The sequence below is a fragment of the Kordia sp. genome, assembly GCF_050633145.1.
In the GTDB taxonomy this organism is placed as follows: domain Bacteria; phylum Bacteroidota; class Bacteroidia; order Flavobacteriales; family Flavobacteriaceae; genus Kordia.
Genome location: NZ_JBOEFY010000003.1, coordinates 66,320 through 82,449, shown reverse-complemented (window position 1 = coordinate 82,449; position 16,130 = coordinate 66,320). Strand labels below are relative to the sequence as shown.

The following is a 16,130-nucleotide window of genomic DNA, read 5'->3' as shown; positions in this document are numbered from 1 at the left end:
TGGTAATAATTCTTGTTTTTCAATTGTCAGATGAAATTTGTCAATCTAGTATTAGTTAGTTATAACCTATTTTCATGACTCATTTCATTGCAATTGTTAGCTTAATAATAGTTTTAGTTGGTTTAGTTAATTTGTATCGATTGTCAGAACGTTTTCCGATAATCCATACAATATCGTTTTCGTTGCAAAGCAACCATTGATTTTCTTTATCAATCAACGAGTACTTTTCATCTTTGAAGTATTTGCTTAACTTCTTCTTTCCTTTCATACCAAATGGATAAAAATAGTCTCCATTTTGCCATTTTCTTACAGTTAAAGGAAACTTTAACATCTCTTTTTCAACATATAAGATGTTTTTTCCTGTATCAGTTACGCTTGTTACTTCTTCGATTTGCAATCGAATGGGTGTTTTTATTGTCAATTCCGAATCGTTAATTATAATTACTTCGGAAGCAGTTTCTTTTTTTGTACGCTTTTGAATTAACAAATGCGCTCTGTCTTTAATCAATCGGTAATTTGTTGAAAACAATTGTTTTCCCGTTTGTCCTGTTAGTAAGTCTGAAATATCATTCCAAGCATTGAATCCAAATTCTTTGAGCAATTCGTATGCATACGCTTTCGGATTTGCTAGTTTTTGTAATGCTGCAATTTCAATTCTGTATTGATTGTTTGCAACAGTTTCTACAAGTTCTTCACGAAGTTTTTGAATGCTTTGATGAATAATGTCTTTGCTTTCGCGTAAATGGACTTGCGTGCGTTCAAAATTGTCCATAAACGTTGGATGCAATTCTTTTAACAACGGTGCAATATCATGTCTTATTTTATTGCGAACGTACTTTGTAGAAGCATTGCTACTATCTTCTCGCCATTGCAGTTTGTTTGTTCCCGCGAAAGCGTAAATTTCATCTCTAGTAAAAGGTAATAATGGGCGAACAATAATTCCGTTTCGTTCAGGAATTCCAGTCAAACCTTCAATTCCTGTTCCACGTGATAGATTGATTAAGAACGTTTCCAACGCATCATCTTTGTGGTGCGCTGTTAAGATATAATCGTATTGAAATGTAGTTGCAATTTCCTGAAACCATTCGTAACGCAAGTCTCTTGCTGCCATTTGAATGGATAGTTTCTGTTTGTTTGCGTATTTTTCTGTGTCAAATTTCTTTGTAAATACTTCTACATTCAATTTGGTTGCCAAGTTGTTTACAAAAGTTTCATCTTCATCACTTTCTTCTCCACGCAATTGAAAATTACAGTGCGCAAATCCAATCGAATATGCTAACGAATGAAACAGTTTAGCTAATACAACACTGTCCAATCCTCCACTAATAGCAATCAGTACTTTTGAGTGCTTCAAAAATGGCAAATGCTCCGCAATATGTTTTTCTATATTTCCTAGCAAACGAATAGATTAAACAGAGTACAACCCTTATTATACTTACTGTTCCCAAAGATAATTAAATAGCCGAATTAACAATAAAAACGACCTAAAAATGTTCTTTTTACATATTATTTCAATGTCGAAATTGAGTATTTAAACCTCAAAAGACTTTTCTGAATCGTGCAAATGGAATAAAGTAGATGCTAAACTAGTTGACGGTTTTGATTTTTCGTAAGAATTATATAGTTTTATCAGTAGTTAAATTTTTAATAATAGAAAAGATTTAGTTATTAAGAGAAATAACAGGAATTCCAGTTATACGTAGTATGTTATGCAATGTTTGAAATATTCAATCTGAAAAAATACGAAATGGTAATTTATTGTCTGATTTACCCAATTTTGACAATGATTTTTTTTAATGCTTGGACTAGTCAATCAACATTGCCAGGCGGAAGTATAGGAATGGCGCCCATTTTCCTTGGAATTGTCTTACTGATAGTTTTCGGAATTGAGATCACTCTCGTTTTATTATTAAAAAAATGGATAACCAGTTTGCGAAATAAACTGATCTCTTTAATTGCTGGATTCTTCATCTATGAATTGACATTGTGGGGTTTTGACGGATTTGGAGAATTTGCATTATTAGAGTCTTTTAAAGAACCATTTGAGGAAGATATCGCCGGCGCATTTTCATTTTCATCAATTTTCTCTCTTGTAATAATTCTTGTATTGATGTTACTAACCGAAGTTATAAATAAAAAGACATCACACAATAATACGTAAAAATAACTACCTAGTTCTAGCAATCTACTTGCGAAAATTCCACTTCGGTAAATTCAGTCACCATCTAGATTTCCTATTCGGTTTTTATGTGCTAAATTAAGTGCTTAAACACGCAACTAATTAAAATAAAAAATATGAAGTTAGAAATTGATCCTACAACCTATCAAGAAATTGCCAAAGTGATTCATAGTGATCAAAGTCCAGTAGGAATTGACGCAAAAAAGACTCACATTCTTATTCTTAACCAACTTCAAGAGATCAACGATCGACTGGAACGTATAGAAAAACAGATCGCAAAATAAAAAAGAAGTTACTCTAACACTTCACGCATTGCTTTTGCCTTTATTAAACATTCTTCATATTCTTTCTCAGGAATTGATTTTGCAGTAATAGCGCCACCAACAGAATAGGAAACGTATTTTTTTGTGCTATTGTAGAGAATGGAACGAATAACAACATTGAAATCAAAATCGCTTTGTGGTGTAAAGTAACCTATGGCGCCAGAATAAATACCGCGTTTGGTTTCTTCCAAGTTTTCTATGATTTGCATGGCAGAAATTTTTGGTGCACCTGTCATGCTTCCCATTGGAAAGGTTGTTTTTAGTATTTCTATCGGATTTTGGTCTTCTGCAACTTCTGAAACTACTGTGGAAATCATTTGATGTACTTGATCAAACGTATAAATTTTGCACAGTTCTTCTACTTGCACACTTCCTTTGATGGCTGTTTTTGACAAATCGTTTCGAACCAAATCAACAATCATGATATTTTCTGCACGTTCCTTTTCGTCGTTTTGAAGATTTTCTATTAATTGCTGATCTTCAAGAACATCTTCAGAACGTTTTGCAGTTCCTTTGATTGGCTGCGAAATGATTTTAGTCCCTTTCTTTTTTATGTAACGCTCAGGCGAAGCCGAAAGAATGTATTTATCTTCCAATCGCATATAGGTTGCAAAAGGTGGTTTTGAGATGTGATTTAAATGCGTGTAAGTTGAAAGTGGATCAATTTCTGCATTTTCTGCATAGAATTCTTGACAAAAATTCGCTTCATAAATATCTCCTCGATGAATGTGCGCAAGCAATTTGTTTACTTTTTCGTGATATTCATCTTTGTGAATTCGGAGTTTTATTTTGGGACGATGTTCTTTGTTTGAACCTTCATGAGTGAATACTTCTTGATCTATTTTAGTTGTTAGAATCGCACAAACATCTTCTTGTAATTCATCATCAACCATTTGTAAATATTGAACTTCTAAGGTATTTCCTTTTAGAAAGAATATTTTTTTAGGTTGAAAGAAATATAGTTCAGGAAATTCCAAACCATCATGGTTTTGCGAGATTAAGTGCTCAACGTCATTTTTTAAATCATAAGATAGATAACCAAAAATCCAATCGTTGGTTGTTTTTTGATATTCCTCTAGTTTTTGAAAACCGTTTACAACATCTGTTTGTAAAAGCGTCAATGCGTCTACTGCTAAAATTGCATCAAAATTATTATGATTTGTTTGATACTCATTTGAATCGAGCCAGACTACTTCATGATATTGCTGACTCCATAACAACAGTTGTTGTTTAATGTTTTGTGGACTTTCTAGGGAAAATTTTAACGTGACTCTCAAGAATTCAAGTTTAAGCTGCTAATTTCTTAATTCTTGAGCATTTACACAACGCTTTAAAAGATTTATTCTCTGTATAAATAAAAAAGCCTTGAATATATACAACTCAAGGCTTCTTCTAATGAAATAATAGCAATACTATAACACAATAACGTTACTTGTAAGTCATTTAGTATATAGACTACCTATATTTTTCTTTAAAATTATTTTTAAAAAAAGCTCTAAACTAAAGTTTAGAGCTTTTGTATGATAAAAAACTGCTTTTTATAATTAAGCGTTGTTCTCTTTTTTAATTAAGTTTAAGGCAGAACCTTCATTATACCAGTCAATCTGACTTTGGTTGTATGTATGGTTTGCTACAATTACATCTTTGCTTCCATCTGGATGAACTGCTTCTATTGTTAATGGTTTTCCTGGTGCAAATTCGTTTAAGTCTAAGAAGTTGAATGTATCATCTTCTTGAATTAAATCGTAATCGCTTTCAGTTGCAAACGTTAACCCTAACATTCCTTGTTTTTTAAGGTTTGTTTCGTGGATACGTGCAAACGATTTTACAATTACAGCGGCAACACCTAAGTGTCTTGGCTCCATTGCTGCATGCTCACGTGAAGAACCTTCGCCATAGTTATGATCTCCAACTACAATTGTATATACTCCAGCTGCTTTGTACGCACGTGCTGTTTTTGGAACTGCATCATATTCACCATCTAACTGACTTTTTACAAAGTTAGTTTTCATGTTGTATGCATTTACTGCTCCAATTAAACAGTTGTTAGAGATATTGTCTAAGTGTCCACGGAAACGTAACCAAGGTCCAGCCATAGAAATATGGTCAGTTGTACATTTTCCATGTGCTTTTATTAATAGTTTTGCTCCGTTGATTTCTGAACCAATTGGTGTAAATGGAGTTAGTAACTCTAAACGCTCAGAATCTGGGCTTACATTAATTTGTACATGAGAACCATCTTCTTCTGGTGCTAAGTATCCATTGTCTTTTACATCAAAACCTTTTGGAGGCAATTCCCATCCAGTTGGTTCGTCTAACATTACTTCTTCTCCATTTTCGTTGATCAATGTATCTTTCATTGGATTGAAGTCTAAACGTCCTGCAATTGCAATTGCTGCAGTAATTTCAGGAGAAGCTACGAATGCGTGTGTATTTGGATTTCCATCCGCACGTTTTGCAAAGTTTCTGTTGAATGAGTGAACGATGCTGTTTTTTGGAGCATTTTTAGGATCACTGTAACGCGCCCATTGTCCAATACAAGGTCCACAAGCATTTGTGAATATTTTTGCGTCTAGTTTTTCGAATATATCAAGGATTCCATCACGTTCAGCTGTGTAACGTACTTGTTCTGATCCTGGGTTAATTCCTAACTCAGATTTCATTTTTAATCCTTTGTCTAGTGCTTGTTGTGCAACAGAAGATGCTCTTGATAAATCTTCATAAGAAGAGTTTGTACAAGAACCAATTAATCCCCATTCTACTTGAAGTGGCCAATCTTTTTCTTGTGCTCTATCAGTCATATCTGTTCCAACTGGCGTAGATAAATCTGGCGTAAATGGTCCATTTAATAATGGGCCAAGTTCTGACAAGTTAATTTCAATAACTTGATCAAAATATTGTTCTGGATTTGCATATACTTCTGCATCTCCTGTTAAATAATCTTTTACTTCGTTTGCTGCATCTGCAACATCACTTCTGTCTGTAGCGCGTAAATAACGTTCCATAGATTCGTCGTATCCAAAAGTTGAAGTTGTAGCTCCAATTTCAGCTCCCATGTTACAGATTGTTCCTTTTCCTGTACAAGACATTGATACAGCTCCAGGTCCGAAATACTCAACAATAGCTCCAGTTCCTCCTTTTGCAGAAACAATTCCAGCTACTTTTAAGATTACGTCTTTTGGTGCAGCCCAACCAGATACTTTTCCAGTTAATTTTACACCTATTAGTTTTGGAAATTTTAATTCCCAAGGCATTCCTGCCATTACATCAACAGCGTCAGCTCCACCAACTCCAATGGCAACCATTCCTAATCCACCTGCGTTTACCGTATGTGAATCTGTTCCGATCATCATTCCGCCTGGAAAGGCATAGTTTTCTAATACTACTTGGTGAATAATTCCTGCGCCTGGTTTCCAGAATCCGATACCATATTTGTTTGATACTGACTCTAAGAAATTAAATACTTCACTACTGTTGTTCATGGCAGCTTGTAAATCGCTACTTGCACCAACTTTTGCTTGAATTAAGTGATCACAGTGTACTGTTGTAGGAACTGCTACTTTGTTTTTTCCAGCTTGCATAAATTGCAATAATGCCATTTGTGCAGTTGCATCTTGACAAGCAATACGGTCTGGAGCAAAATCTACATAGTCTTTTCCTCTAACAAACGCTTTGTCTGCCGTTCCATCCCATAAATGTGAGTATAGTATTTTTTCTGAAAGAGTTAATGGTTTACCAGTAATTTCGCGTGCTTTGTCTACACGTTCCACTATTGTTTCGTAAACCTTTTTTATCATGTCAATATCAAAGGCCATATATTCGTTTTTTAGTGTTTTTGAAAGTCCAGCGAAATTACGAAATTATCTTGATTTTTAAAAATCAACAGTATAACATTATTTTGAGCTCATTATTTTTATCAAATATTCGATTTTACTGAATTAAATTCAAAATTGAATAAAAAAAAAGCTTCAAATTACGAAATTCATAATTTGAAGCATTATTTTTTTTGATACTAATATTTTTACAAGAATTTATCTACAAAAATATTCTTTAAAATTTTTATTTAGAATAAACTTTCAATGATTTTTTCAATCGTGATTCCTTCAGCTTCAGCTTTGTAATTTCTAATAACTCTGTGCGATAAGATTCCAATAGCTACTGCTTGCACATCTTCAATATCTGGAGAAAATTTTCCGTTAATTGCTGCATGTGCTTTTGCAGCTAAGATTAGGTTTTGTGACGCTCTTGGTCCTGCTCCCCAATCTACATATTGTTTTACAATATCGATAGCACTTGCTTCTTTTGGACGTGTTTTAGACACCAATCGTACAGCATATTCAACTACATTATCTGCTACAGGAATTTTACGAATCAATTTTTGAATTGCAATGATTTCTTGTGCGTTGAATAATGCTTTTACAGAAGCTTCTACATCTGTAGTCGTTGCTTTTACTACTTGTACTTCTTCTTCGAATGTTGGATATGTTAAATGAATAGCAAACATAAAACGGTCTAATTGTGCTTCTGGTAACGGATATGTTCCTTCTTGCTCAATTGGGTTTTGTGTTGCCAATACAAAGTATGGTAAATCTAATTTGTAGTGGTGACCAGCAACTGTTACAGCACGTTCTTGCATTGCTTCTAATAAAGCTGCTTGCGTTTTTGGTGGTGTACGGTTGATCTCATCTGCCAAAATAATGTTTGCAAAGATTGGTCCTTTGATGAATTTGAAGTTTCGAGATTCATCTAAGATTTCACTTCCCAAGATGTCACTTGGCATTAAATCTGGCGTAAACTGAATACGTTTAAAGTCTAATCCTAAAGTCGTAGCAATGGTGTTTACCATTAACGTTTTTGCTAATCCAGGAACACCAATCAATAAAGCATGTCCTCCAGAAAATATAGAAAGTAATATTTGATCTATTACTTTTTCTTGACCAACAATTATTTTAGAGATTTCATTCTTGAGTTCCTTGTGCTTTTTTACAAGGTTTTCAATAGCAGCAACGTCTGACATAGAGTTATTATTTTTTTAACCAATTATTTTGAAATTCACATTTACGAGCATCTGAATTTACATTGATGTAAGTATCTTTTATCTTTTTTTTGATCCACTCACCAACTTCTTTCAGTTGTTTTTCTTTGAGTGCTAAACTTTTGATTTTGATGTAGTCTTTAGAATAGTCTGCTACGTGTTCTTCGAAACGATTGGTTACTCTTAGTAGTTTAAATCTTTTTTGACCTGTACGTGTTTCATCAATTAAAGGAATTGAGATTTCATCTCCTTTTAATGGTTCAATTTGCGAATATTGCTCAGGATCCATTTTTGTTAATTCAAAACGTGTGTCAAATGTAGCTGGGTTGATTAATTTCCCACCGTTGTTACGTGTTTCTTTATCATCAGAGAATGAACGTGCTGCTTCTTCAAACGTTAGCTCTTTGGCAAGAATTCGTGTACGTAAGGTATCTATTTCTTTACGTGCTTCTTCCAGTTTATCTGATGATACTTCAGGAATTAATAAAATATGCCTTACATCTCTTTCTTGACCACGAACTTTGTCTATCATAACAATATGCCAACCAAATTCAGTTTCAAACGGATCAGAGATTTCTCCTTGTTGCAATGAGAAAGCCACATCTTTAAATTCTTTAGCTAAAGACATTCTTTTGTTGATAGGCATTAAACCACCTTGACGACCAGAAGCTCTATCTTTAGAATATAAAATGGCCTTGGTTCCAAAACTTGATCCAGCCTCTACTTCTGACTTGATGTCTTTTAGTTTTTTTATTACTTTATCAACTGCTTCTTTAGATGGCTTAGGAGCTATGATAATTTGAGACACTTCCAATTCAACTCCAATTACTGGGCGCTGATCTACAGGAATTGCTTCAAAAAACTGACGTACTTCTTCTGGTGTAATTTCTACATCACGTACTACTTTCGATTGCATGCGCTGCGTTAAGAATTGTACTTTAGTGATTTCCATTAAACGCTTACGAAGTGCAGCTTCGTCTTCCATAGCATAAAACTTTAATAAGTTTTTCATTCCGCCAGTTTGTTGGCTGAAGTATTCTATGGATTGATTTACACGATCTCTAATTTCTCCAGGAGAAACCTCAATACTATCTTGAATTGCATGGTGTGCATACAATTTGTCTTCCATTAATTTTCCTAATAGACCACATTTTGTTAAATCTGCAGAAGAAACTCCTTTTTGTTTTAAGTCTAGTAAGAATTTATCAACATCAGATTCTAAGATGACAAAATCACCTACTACCGCAGAAACACCATCAATTTTTACACGCTGTGTATTTGATTTTGTAGAGTCATTTACTTGCGTTTTCGCTTCCATCATGGTTTCAGTAACCATCGTTGCATCTTCCTTTTCTTGTGCTTGCATTCCAAATGCTACAAGCAGCATAAGTACATATATACTTCGCTTCATGTTATTTATAGATTTCAAACTGTTTTTGCTTAATTGCATCTTTTGTGATGTCTTTTTCTAATTTTCTGATATATTCAAGCTTTCGCTTATTGAGAATGATTTGTCGAACAGTAGGACGAATATACGCTAGTGGGGCAATGTCATTTCGACCTATTTTATCTTCAATTCGCACCAAATATACTTCTAATGAATCTTCTATTTTAGAAAATTGTGATTTTTTTAAGTATTTCTCTTTGTTTTCGTTAGTTATGACAGGAATTTTATTGAAAACCTGGGTCTGTTTTACCCAAATAGAATCATTTAATGAGTAGTTATTAAATTGAATAGCCAACGAGTCTAATACCGTTTTGTCTTCTGTATCAAATCGTTCAAAACGTTCAGTTATTTCTTCAATATTTGAGTTGTCTTTGGCAATGTTTATGTAACGAAGTTTTAATAATTCTTCGTTGAGTTTAAAGTTCTCTTTATTGGTTGCATAATATGCTGCTTCATCAAAACCTGTTACAGTTGTATCAATTGATTGTTTTACAATGGCTTCTTTATAAGCTTCAATGTATAAATCGTTGCGATACTCTTCTACCAATTCTTCATAAGCATCTTGCTTTTCTTGCGGTAAATTGATTTTTGCACGTTGAATGAATAGTTCTTGCATTGCCCAACGATCAATATAATTGTTGACAACAATTGTACTGTCTTGAGCAGTCATATTATCTGACAGCAATGGTTCTATATCACTTTTGTACAAATAACTTTCGCCAACTCGGGCAATAGGATCGCTAACTTTGGTCGTTTGAAAGTATTCACACGAAACACATAAAAAGATTGCTATTAAAACACTTATTTTCTTCAATATGATTATTTTACAAGTTTCTTCAGTCTACGATGCGTTCGCTTATTGATTTTTATTTTGTAGGTATCTTTTAAAGTCTTTATCCACTCTTTTTCAAGATATACTTGGTAGTCACTTATCACTTTTCCTTTAATTTCAGAGAGTTCTTTGTAGCTCACTGGATTGATTTCGTTCACCTTTACAATGGTAAAATCTGTATTTCCATCATTGAAAATTTTAGAAACTCCTTTTTCAAATTTGAAGTCTTTCGGTAAGTTTCTGTGCCCTTCTTCATATACACCTGGAGAAAAAATTACATTTACCTTACTATCTTTGTTTATTACTTCTTTGATTTCATCTAAAGATTTTCCTTCTTTCAAAAGTTGTTGCGTTTTTTTAGCGGCGTCTTCTTGTGTACAAGATGCAATAACAGCTTCTACGCGTTCTTTCCATTTATAGTTTTCTTTGTTGGCATTGAAGAATTTTTCTAAACCAATAGTATCCGTTTTTGCTTTTTCCCAAATTTCTGTTTCCATTAAATCGAAAAGTAATAAACCATCACGGTATTCTCCATAAATTGCGGCAAAATCTTCATTGATGTTTTCTAAATCACTTTCATAAAAAGATAGTAATCTTCCGTTCATGAATTCCGTATAATAACGATTAATAAAACCTTTTGCATCTGGGTTTTTAACCATTGTACGTGCACGTGTTTTTAGTAAATACGTTGCAAATTCGTTGTACGTTACTTTTGTATCTTTTACTTGAAACAATGTTTTGTTAAGGAATACTTCGTCTGTTGGTTTTTTCCAGTTTTTACTGAAAAAATTTGCATCAGCTATATCATAAAAATCTTTTCTTGCAGTAACGCTTTCTTCAATTTTATATAGTTTTTTTATTTTTTTGAGAATTGATGAATTGATTACGTTTGCTCTTTTGTCATTTTTTATTTTACGTTCTAAGCTTGACTTTTCTTCTTCATAACTTTTCATTCCATGTTTTGAAACCAATTGAACAATATGCCATCCGAATTCAGATTTGAATGGTTTTGAAATTTCGTTTGGTTCTTTTAATGAGAAAGCCATTTCTTCAAAAACTTTTGAACGCAAACGACCACGTCCAAATTTTGGCAATTTTCCATTGTTTACTCCAGAACTTCTGTCTTCTGAAAAACGTTTTGCTAATTTTCCAAAATCGCCACCAGCTTCAATTTGTGTATAAATGTCTTTTATTTTTTGAGCAGGATCTTCTTTGTTTTCTCCTTCTTTTTTATCTAATAATAAAATGTGTGCTACTGTTACTTCTCCCACATTGTCACGAATATCTACTGTTTTAATAATGTGGTATCCGAATTGTGTACGAATTGGCATAGAAATTTCTCCTACTTTCGTATTGAATGCTGCCGATTCAAAAGGATATACCATACGGAATGCCGAAAAGTATCCTAAATCTCCTTTATTACCTGGAATGTTTTTATTTCCTTTTGCAGATGGATCGTCTGAATTTTTCATTGCTACTTCTCCAAAATCAGCACCATCCATAATTGACTTACGCAGTTTCATTATTTTTTCGTGCGCAACAATCGTATCTTGTGGTGCCGCATCAAGCGATACTTTTATTAAGATATGGCTCGCTTTTACTTCTTTGTGCAAACGGTCATATGCTTCTTTTACTAATTTCTCAGTAGCATTGTTGTCGGTTAAATAGTTTCTAGCTAATTGCTTTCGATACCCAGCCAATTCTTTTTTATACGCTTCCTTTTCATTAAGCTTTAAACTTCTCGCTTCTTTTAACTTTAGTTTATATTCAAGAAATAAATCAAAATATTCTTCTATTTCTTTTTGATCTTTCTTATCAATTATATCAAGATTCTTTTTGTATACCCTTGAAAATTCAGAAACATACGTTGGCTCTCCTTCAATAGTAAATAACACTTTGTCTTTTTTAGATTGTCCGAAACCAGTAAAAGTTACTAAAAGGATAAGAAGTAATTGAACACTTTTTTTCATCTATATTTTATTTTTATTTCTGTCTTATTTTTTGACTTATAATCATAGCATCCATGATTATAAATTATATGCTGTCATTTTTGAGAAAGACAAAAATAAGAATTCGTTAATATTACACAACTAATTACAAAGTCTATTATTATATGCTTTTTCACTTTTTGGCTCAATTATTGGAGTTTTATAAAAAAAATAAGAGATTTCAGCTTGAACTTTCCTTTTTTTTAAAGTATACTTGTATTGATTAAAACCGGAACTTATGATGAAAAATTACTTTTTACTTTTTTTTATGTTGCTAACGACTGTAAGCTTTTCGCAAGAAGTACTAAGTTTTACAGGTTATGATGGCGCAGGAAGTACGCAAACGGCTATCACAGCTACTGTTAATGATGAAATTACAATTCGATTTGAAGACTCAGACATCATCAATAATTTTTATACTGAAAATCAAAATTCTATTTATATGTATTTAGGATTGACAACCAGCAGCGGAAGTTTTCAGGCTGTTCCTGGAAGTTTTAGTGATTTAAGTTGGCAGCCAGTATTGAACTTAACAGACGGTAATGCAGCAACTCCCAGCAATACGTATGAAATTAGTTTTATACCTTCCGTATTATTTACCTCTTTAGTAGGTGAAAATATTTTAGGAATCAATTTATTATTTCAAAACCAATTTGGTGGCGGTGGTAATAACCAAACTGTTGACTTGTACATCGATTTAGTTGATGCTAATTTAAGTACCACACTGAGTGTTGGCGATCGTAATCAAAATAAAGTACAGACAAGATATAATAGTGGGAAACTAGAAATTTCTGGAATCAATACTACTACCAATATTGCGATTTATAATTTACTTGGTCGTAAAGTAGTCGATTTAAAAAATGTAGTCATTAACGGAGCATTCAGCAAATATTTAGATTTACCAAAGAATAATATTTATATCGTAAAAATTTCTTCTCCTTCATTTTCAAAAACATTTAAGATTGTAGCGAAGTAATTTTTAGTAACAACATATATTAATTAAAGCGAATGAAATTCATTCGCTTTTTTTGTGTTTTCTTTTCTGTGAGATGATTATTTTTGCATAAAATTAGTTGAATGGGAAAAGTAAAATTGATTTGGGATTTTAGAGGTCCAGCCGGAAAACGCACAGCAGAACATCATTGTATTCATTTGAACGATTTTATTAAAATGGAAAATGTTCATGGAGAATCAATTAAAGTAATAGAGTTTTCAGAAATGCATGCAAGCGCAATTATGATTATTAATGAAGAAGATGTTCCTTTTATGCGTGAAAAACTGAAACCACATAGAGGTCAGCGTGTTGAAGAGTAGTTTTTATAAAATGTGAAACCTTTTCTAAGTCCAATTTTATCAAAAAAAACGTTAATTTTATACAACTTTGTTTTTTTGGTATGATGTTTTCATTACATTAGCCAACTTTGAAAAACAAAAATTTAATCTAATGAAAATTAAACATTTACTTTACACAATTGCTATTGTATTTTGTTCGTACACAGCAACTGCTCAAACAAAAGTTGGAACAGTAAATATTAACATTCTTGTTTCTAAATTACCAGAAATTGCAAATGTTAAGGCTGGAATGGAAAAGTATGAAAAAGAGCTACAAGCTGATTTGAAGTCAAAACTTGATGCATACGGAAAGGAAGTGGAAGAAGCAAACAAAGCTTTTGCTACAATGACTCCAGAAAACAAGAAGAAGAAACAACAAGAGATTTACGAATTAGAAGCAGATATTCAGAAGTTTAGACAAAATGCTGTACAGTTAGTTCAGTTACGTCAAGATGAATTGATGCGTCCATTGTATAAAAAAGTAGGTGATGCTGTTGCAGCAGTTTCTAAGAGTGAAAATTATACACAAGTTTTTACACTTGACGGAAATGAATTGGCGTATGTTGATCCACAATTCGATATTACATTAAAAACCGCAGCAAAACTCGGTCTTAAAATAGAAACTAAGAAGTAATTTTTACTTTTTAAGTTAGAAAGCCTTGTATTTTAAATAGATGCAAGGCTTTTTTTTATGAATTAACTCAAGGTCAAATTTCTCAATTTGAGGTAGCTTTTGTCATTTCTTTAGTATATTTTTTTCTTTTAAAGTACATAATTTGATACCTTTAATTCAAATCAAAACTATATAATTATGAAAAAAAAGAATGTAAAAACACTCAAATTTGAAAAAACACTTATTTCAAATTTAAAAAGTGATCAACTTAAAGGTGGAAGTATGGGATCTATAGAATGTCCTTCATACCACCCAACAGTTTGTGAAGGTGGCGGATCTATAAGTAGCCAAGGTATTGGATGCGCTGTTAATTGTAGTGGAACACTTCCTGTGTAACAAAATTTTGGACTGCTAATAAGTTTAGTACGCAATTTTAAAGAATTAAATACTAAAACTTTTTAATCATGAAGAAAATAACAATTTCTTCGCTTTTTGAAAAAGCAGTTTAAGAAATACTTAGTATAGAAAAAAGGCTGTTGCATTTCGACTTCGCTCAATGTCTAACAGCCTTTTTACAGTGTTTATATACTATTATTTATCTTCTTGAATAGTTTGGTGCTTCTTTTGTAATTGCCACATCATGTGGGTGACTTTCATTGATTCCACTTGCTGTAATACGTACAAATTGACCTGTTTCTTTTAGTGTTTCAATGTCTTTTGCTCCACAATAGCCCATTCCTGCACGCAATCCGCCAATAAATTGGTGAATGCTTTCGTCTAGATTTCCTTTGTATGGTACACGCCCAACAATTCCTTCTGGAACTAATTTTTTGATATCTGCTTCTACATCTTGAAAGTAACGATCTTTAGATCCTTGTTTCATTGCTTCCACAGAACCCATTCCTCGATACGATTTGAATTTTCTTCCTTCGTAAATGATTGTTTCTCCAGGTGATTCTTTTGTTCCTGCTAATAATGAACCTAACATTACAGAGTCTGCTCCTGCTGCAATTGCTTTTGGAATGTCTCCTGTATATCGAATTCCTCCATCTGCTATGACAGGAACTCCACTACCTTTTATAGCTGCAGAAACTTCTAATACTGCCGAAAATTGAGGAAATCCTACACCAGCTACGACTCTCGTTGTACAGATTGATCCTGGACCAATTCCTACTTTTACAGCATCTGCTCCAGCTTCTACTAAATACTTGGCTGCTGCGCCTGTTGCAATGTTTCCAACAATTACATCTAAGTTTGGAAATTTTGCTTTTACATCTTTTAGTACATTTACAACACCTTTGGTATGTCCGTGAGCTGTGTCAATTACTACAGCATCAACACCTGCATTTACTAAAGCTGCTGCTCTATCTACTGCATCAGCAGTAACTCCTAAAGCAGCTGCCACACGCAAACGTCCGTACGAATCTTTATTGGCAATTGGTTTTTGTGTTACTTTCGTAATATCTCTAAATGTAATTAGTCCTTTTAATTTGTAGTTATCATCTACAATTAAAAGCTTTTCAATTTTATTTTTTTGTAGAATTGCCTCAGCATCTTTCAACGAAGTTCCTTCCGAAGAAGTGACTAGGTTTTCACTGGTCATAACCTCAACTATTGGACGTTGATTGTTATGTTCAAAACGCAAGTCTCTGTTTGTTACAATTCCTTTTAGCATTCCATTTTCGTCTACAATAGGAATTCCGCCAATGCTATGCTCTTTCATATTTGCTTTTGCATCGGCTACAGTTGCCGTTAATGGTAAGGTAACAGGATCGATAATCATTCCGCTCTCAGCACGTTTTACTTTTCTAACTTTTTGTGCTTGTCGCTCAATTGTCATGTTTTTATGTAAAACTCCGATTCCTCCTTCACGAGCCATTGCAATTGCCATTGAAGATTCTGTAACCGTATCCATCGCTGCCGAAATAATTGGAACGTTGATCGTTATGTTTCTTGTAAATTTTGTTTGAATACTGACTTCTCTTGGAAGTACTTCGGAAAACGCTGGGACTAATAGAACATCGTCATAAGTTAAACCTTCTCCTAGAATTTTGTTGTTGTGTGCTGTCATGGTGCAATTAAAGTATAATTGCACGCGAATATACTACTTTTTGCACAATTAATGCCATTTGTTACACTAGATAACAATTTGTTAATGTTTTAAGTTTAATCGCTTTGTTACCGTTATGAGTTGCAATTTATCGGTTAAATCACTTACTCTCAACTTATTTATAAGTCAAAACTCTTAAACTAATAAGTTTTGTTTTTTGTCAATTAATGAATTTATTGTGATGATTGAATGCGCTAAGATATCAAAGTGTTCTTGAATGCGCTCAAATTGACATTTGAAACGTCTCAATACTCACTACTTATTGCTCATA

At 33.1% G+C, this 16,130-nt stretch carries 14 protein-coding genes; 6 read left to right on the top strand and 8 right to left on the bottom strand.

Annotated features, from left to right (window positions below):
* Positions 1–79: 79 nt before the first annotated feature.
* The gene (gene tilS / locus ACRBBL_RS01940) at positions 80–1,399 is read right to left on the bottom strand and encodes a tRNA lysidine(34) synthetase TilS (RefSeq protein ID WP_431367350.1); all 1,320 of its coding nucleotides are present in this window, start codon (positions 1,397–1,399) and stop codon (positions 80–82) included.
* 348 nt (positions 1,400–1,747) lie between these two features.
* On the opposite strand from tilS, the gene ACRBBL_RS01935 reads away from it, so the two are divergent.
* Together ACRBBL_RS01935 and ACRBBL_RS01930 are read left to right on the top strand one after the other, a co-directional pair.
* On the top strand, positions 1,748–2,161 hold the full coding sequence (locus ACRBBL_RS01935) for a hypothetical protein (protein WP_431367349.1): 414 nt from the start codon (positions 1,748–1,750) through the stop codon (positions 2,159–2,161).
* Between the two features lie 134 nt (positions 2,162–2,295).
* A complete protein-coding gene (locus tag ACRBBL_RS01930; RefSeq protein WP_431367348.1) occupies positions 2,296–2,463 on the top strand; it encodes a hypothetical protein in 168 nt (55 codons plus the stop codon).
* A gap of 8 nt (positions 2,464–2,471) precedes the next feature.
* Here ACRBBL_RS01930 and pabB read toward each other — a convergent pair whose 3' ends face one another.
* The 6 genes from pabB to ACRBBL_RS01900 form a co-directional block, all read right to left on the bottom strand.
* Positions 2,472–3,779 (bottom strand): aminodeoxychorismate synthase component I, encoded by a 1,308-nt coding sequence (pabB, locus tag ACRBBL_RS01925; protein ID WP_431367347.1) that lies wholly within the window; start codon positions 3,777–3,779, stop codon positions 2,472–2,474.
* 267 nt (positions 3,780–4,046) lie between these two features.
* On the bottom strand, positions 4,047–6,317 hold the full coding sequence (locus ACRBBL_RS01920) for an aconitate hydratase (protein ID WP_431367346.1): 2,271 nt from the start codon (positions 6,315–6,317) through the stop codon (positions 4,047–4,049).
* A gap of 248 nt (positions 6,318–6,565) precedes the next feature.
* The gene (locus ACRBBL_RS01915) at positions 6,566–7,519 is read right to left on the bottom strand and encodes an AAA family ATPase (RefSeq protein ID WP_431367345.1); all 954 of its coding nucleotides are present in this window, start codon (positions 7,517–7,519) and stop codon (positions 6,566–6,568) included.
* Positions 7,520–7,526: 7 nt separating this feature from the next.
* Positions 7,527–8,948 (bottom strand): peptidylprolyl isomerase, encoded by a 1,422-nt coding sequence (locus ACRBBL_RS01910; protein ID WP_431367344.1) that lies wholly within the window; start codon positions 8,946–8,948, stop codon positions 7,527–7,529.
* A gap of 1 nt (position 8,949) precedes the next feature.
* A complete protein-coding gene (locus ACRBBL_RS01905; protein ID WP_431367343.1) occupies positions 8,950–9,798 on the bottom strand; it encodes a peptidyl-prolyl cis-trans isomerase in 849 nt (282 codons plus the stop codon).
* A 5-nt stretch (positions 9,799–9,803) separates the two neighbouring features.
* On the bottom strand, positions 9,804–11,786 hold the full coding sequence (locus tag ACRBBL_RS01900) for a peptidylprolyl isomerase (RefSeq protein ID WP_431367342.1): 1,983 nt from the start codon (positions 11,784–11,786) through the stop codon (positions 9,804–9,806).
* A 256-nt stretch (positions 11,787–12,042) separates the two neighbouring features.
* Here ACRBBL_RS01900 and ACRBBL_RS01895 point away from each other — a divergent pair, with 256 nt between their 5' ends.
* The 4 genes from ACRBBL_RS01895 to ACRBBL_RS01880 all read left to right on the top strand — a co-directional run bounded on the left by ACRBBL_RS01895 (position 12,043) and on the right by ACRBBL_RS01880 (position 14,145).
* Entirely contained in the window at positions 12,043–12,780 is a 738-nt protein-coding gene (locus ACRBBL_RS01895; RefSeq protein ID WP_431367341.1) for a T9SS type A sorting domain-containing protein, read from the top strand.
* A 101-nt stretch (positions 12,781–12,881) separates the two neighbouring features.
* A complete protein-coding gene (locus ACRBBL_RS01890; protein WP_431367340.1) occupies positions 12,882–13,118 on the top strand; it encodes a hypothetical protein in 237 nt (78 codons plus the stop codon).
* A 130-nt stretch (positions 13,119–13,248) separates the two neighbouring features.
* Entirely contained in the window at positions 13,249–13,770 is a 522-nt protein-coding gene (locus ACRBBL_RS01885) for an OmpH family outer membrane protein (RefSeq protein ID WP_431367339.1), read from the top strand.
* A gap of 177 nt (positions 13,771–13,947) precedes the next feature.
* On the top strand, positions 13,948–14,145 hold the full coding sequence (locus ACRBBL_RS01880; protein ID WP_431367338.1) for a hypothetical protein: 198 nt from the start codon (positions 13,948–13,950) through the stop codon (positions 14,143–14,145).
* A gap of 199 nt (positions 14,146–14,344) precedes the next feature.
* Here the strand turns inward: ACRBBL_RS01880 and guaB are convergent, their stop codons facing one another.
* Complete coding sequence (guaB, locus tag ACRBBL_RS01875; RefSeq protein ID WP_431367337.1) at positions 14,345–15,820, bottom strand: IMP dehydrogenase; 1,476 nt, start codon at positions 15,818–15,820, stop codon at positions 14,345–14,347.
* Between the last annotated feature and the right edge of the window lie 310 nt (positions 15,821–16,130).

What these genes read in the sequence shown, in the direction of transcription:
- ACRBBL_RS01935 (WP_431367349.1), top strand. Translation starts at nt 1,748, where the DNA reads ATGGTAATTTATTGTCTGATTTACCCAATTTTGACAATGATTTTTTTT.
- ACRBBL_RS01930 (WP_431367348.1), top strand. Translation starts at nt 2,296, where the DNA reads ATGAAGTTAGAAATTGATCCTACAACCTATCAAGAAATTGCCAAAGTG.
- ACRBBL_RS01920 (WP_431367346.1), bottom strand. Translation starts at nt 6,317, where the DNA reads ATGGCCTTTGATATTGACATGATAAAAAAGGTTTACGAAACAATAGTG.
- ACRBBL_RS01915 (WP_431367345.1), bottom strand. Translation starts at nt 7,519, where the DNA reads ATGTCAGACGTTGCTGCTATTGAAAACCTTGTAAAAAAGCACAAGGAA.
- ACRBBL_RS01910 (WP_431367344.1), bottom strand. Translation starts at nt 8,948, where the DNA reads ATGAAGCGAAGTATATATGTACTTATGCTGCTTGTAGCATTTGGAATG.
- ACRBBL_RS01900 (WP_431367342.1), bottom strand. Translation starts at nt 11,786, where the DNA reads ATGAAAAAAAGTGTTCAATTACTTCTTATCCTTTTAGTAACTTTTACT.
- ACRBBL_RS01895 (WP_431367341.1), top strand. Translation starts at nt 12,043, where the DNA reads ATGATGAAAAATTACTTTTTACTTTTTTTTATGTTGCTAACGACTGTA.
- ACRBBL_RS01890 (WP_431367340.1), top strand. Translation starts at nt 12,882, where the DNA reads ATGGGAAAAGTAAAATTGATTTGGGATTTTAGAGGTCCAGCCGGAAAA.
- ACRBBL_RS01885 (WP_431367339.1), top strand. Translation starts at nt 13,249, where the DNA reads ATGAAAATTAAACATTTACTTTACACAATTGCTATTGTATTTTGTTCG.
- ACRBBL_RS01880 (WP_431367338.1), top strand. Translation starts at nt 13,948, where the DNA reads ATGAAAAAAAAGAATGTAAAAACACTCAAATTTGAAAAAACACTTATT.
- guaB (WP_431367337.1), bottom strand. Translation starts at nt 15,820, where the DNA reads ATGACAGCACACAACAACAAAATTCTAGGAGAAGGTTTAACTTATGAC.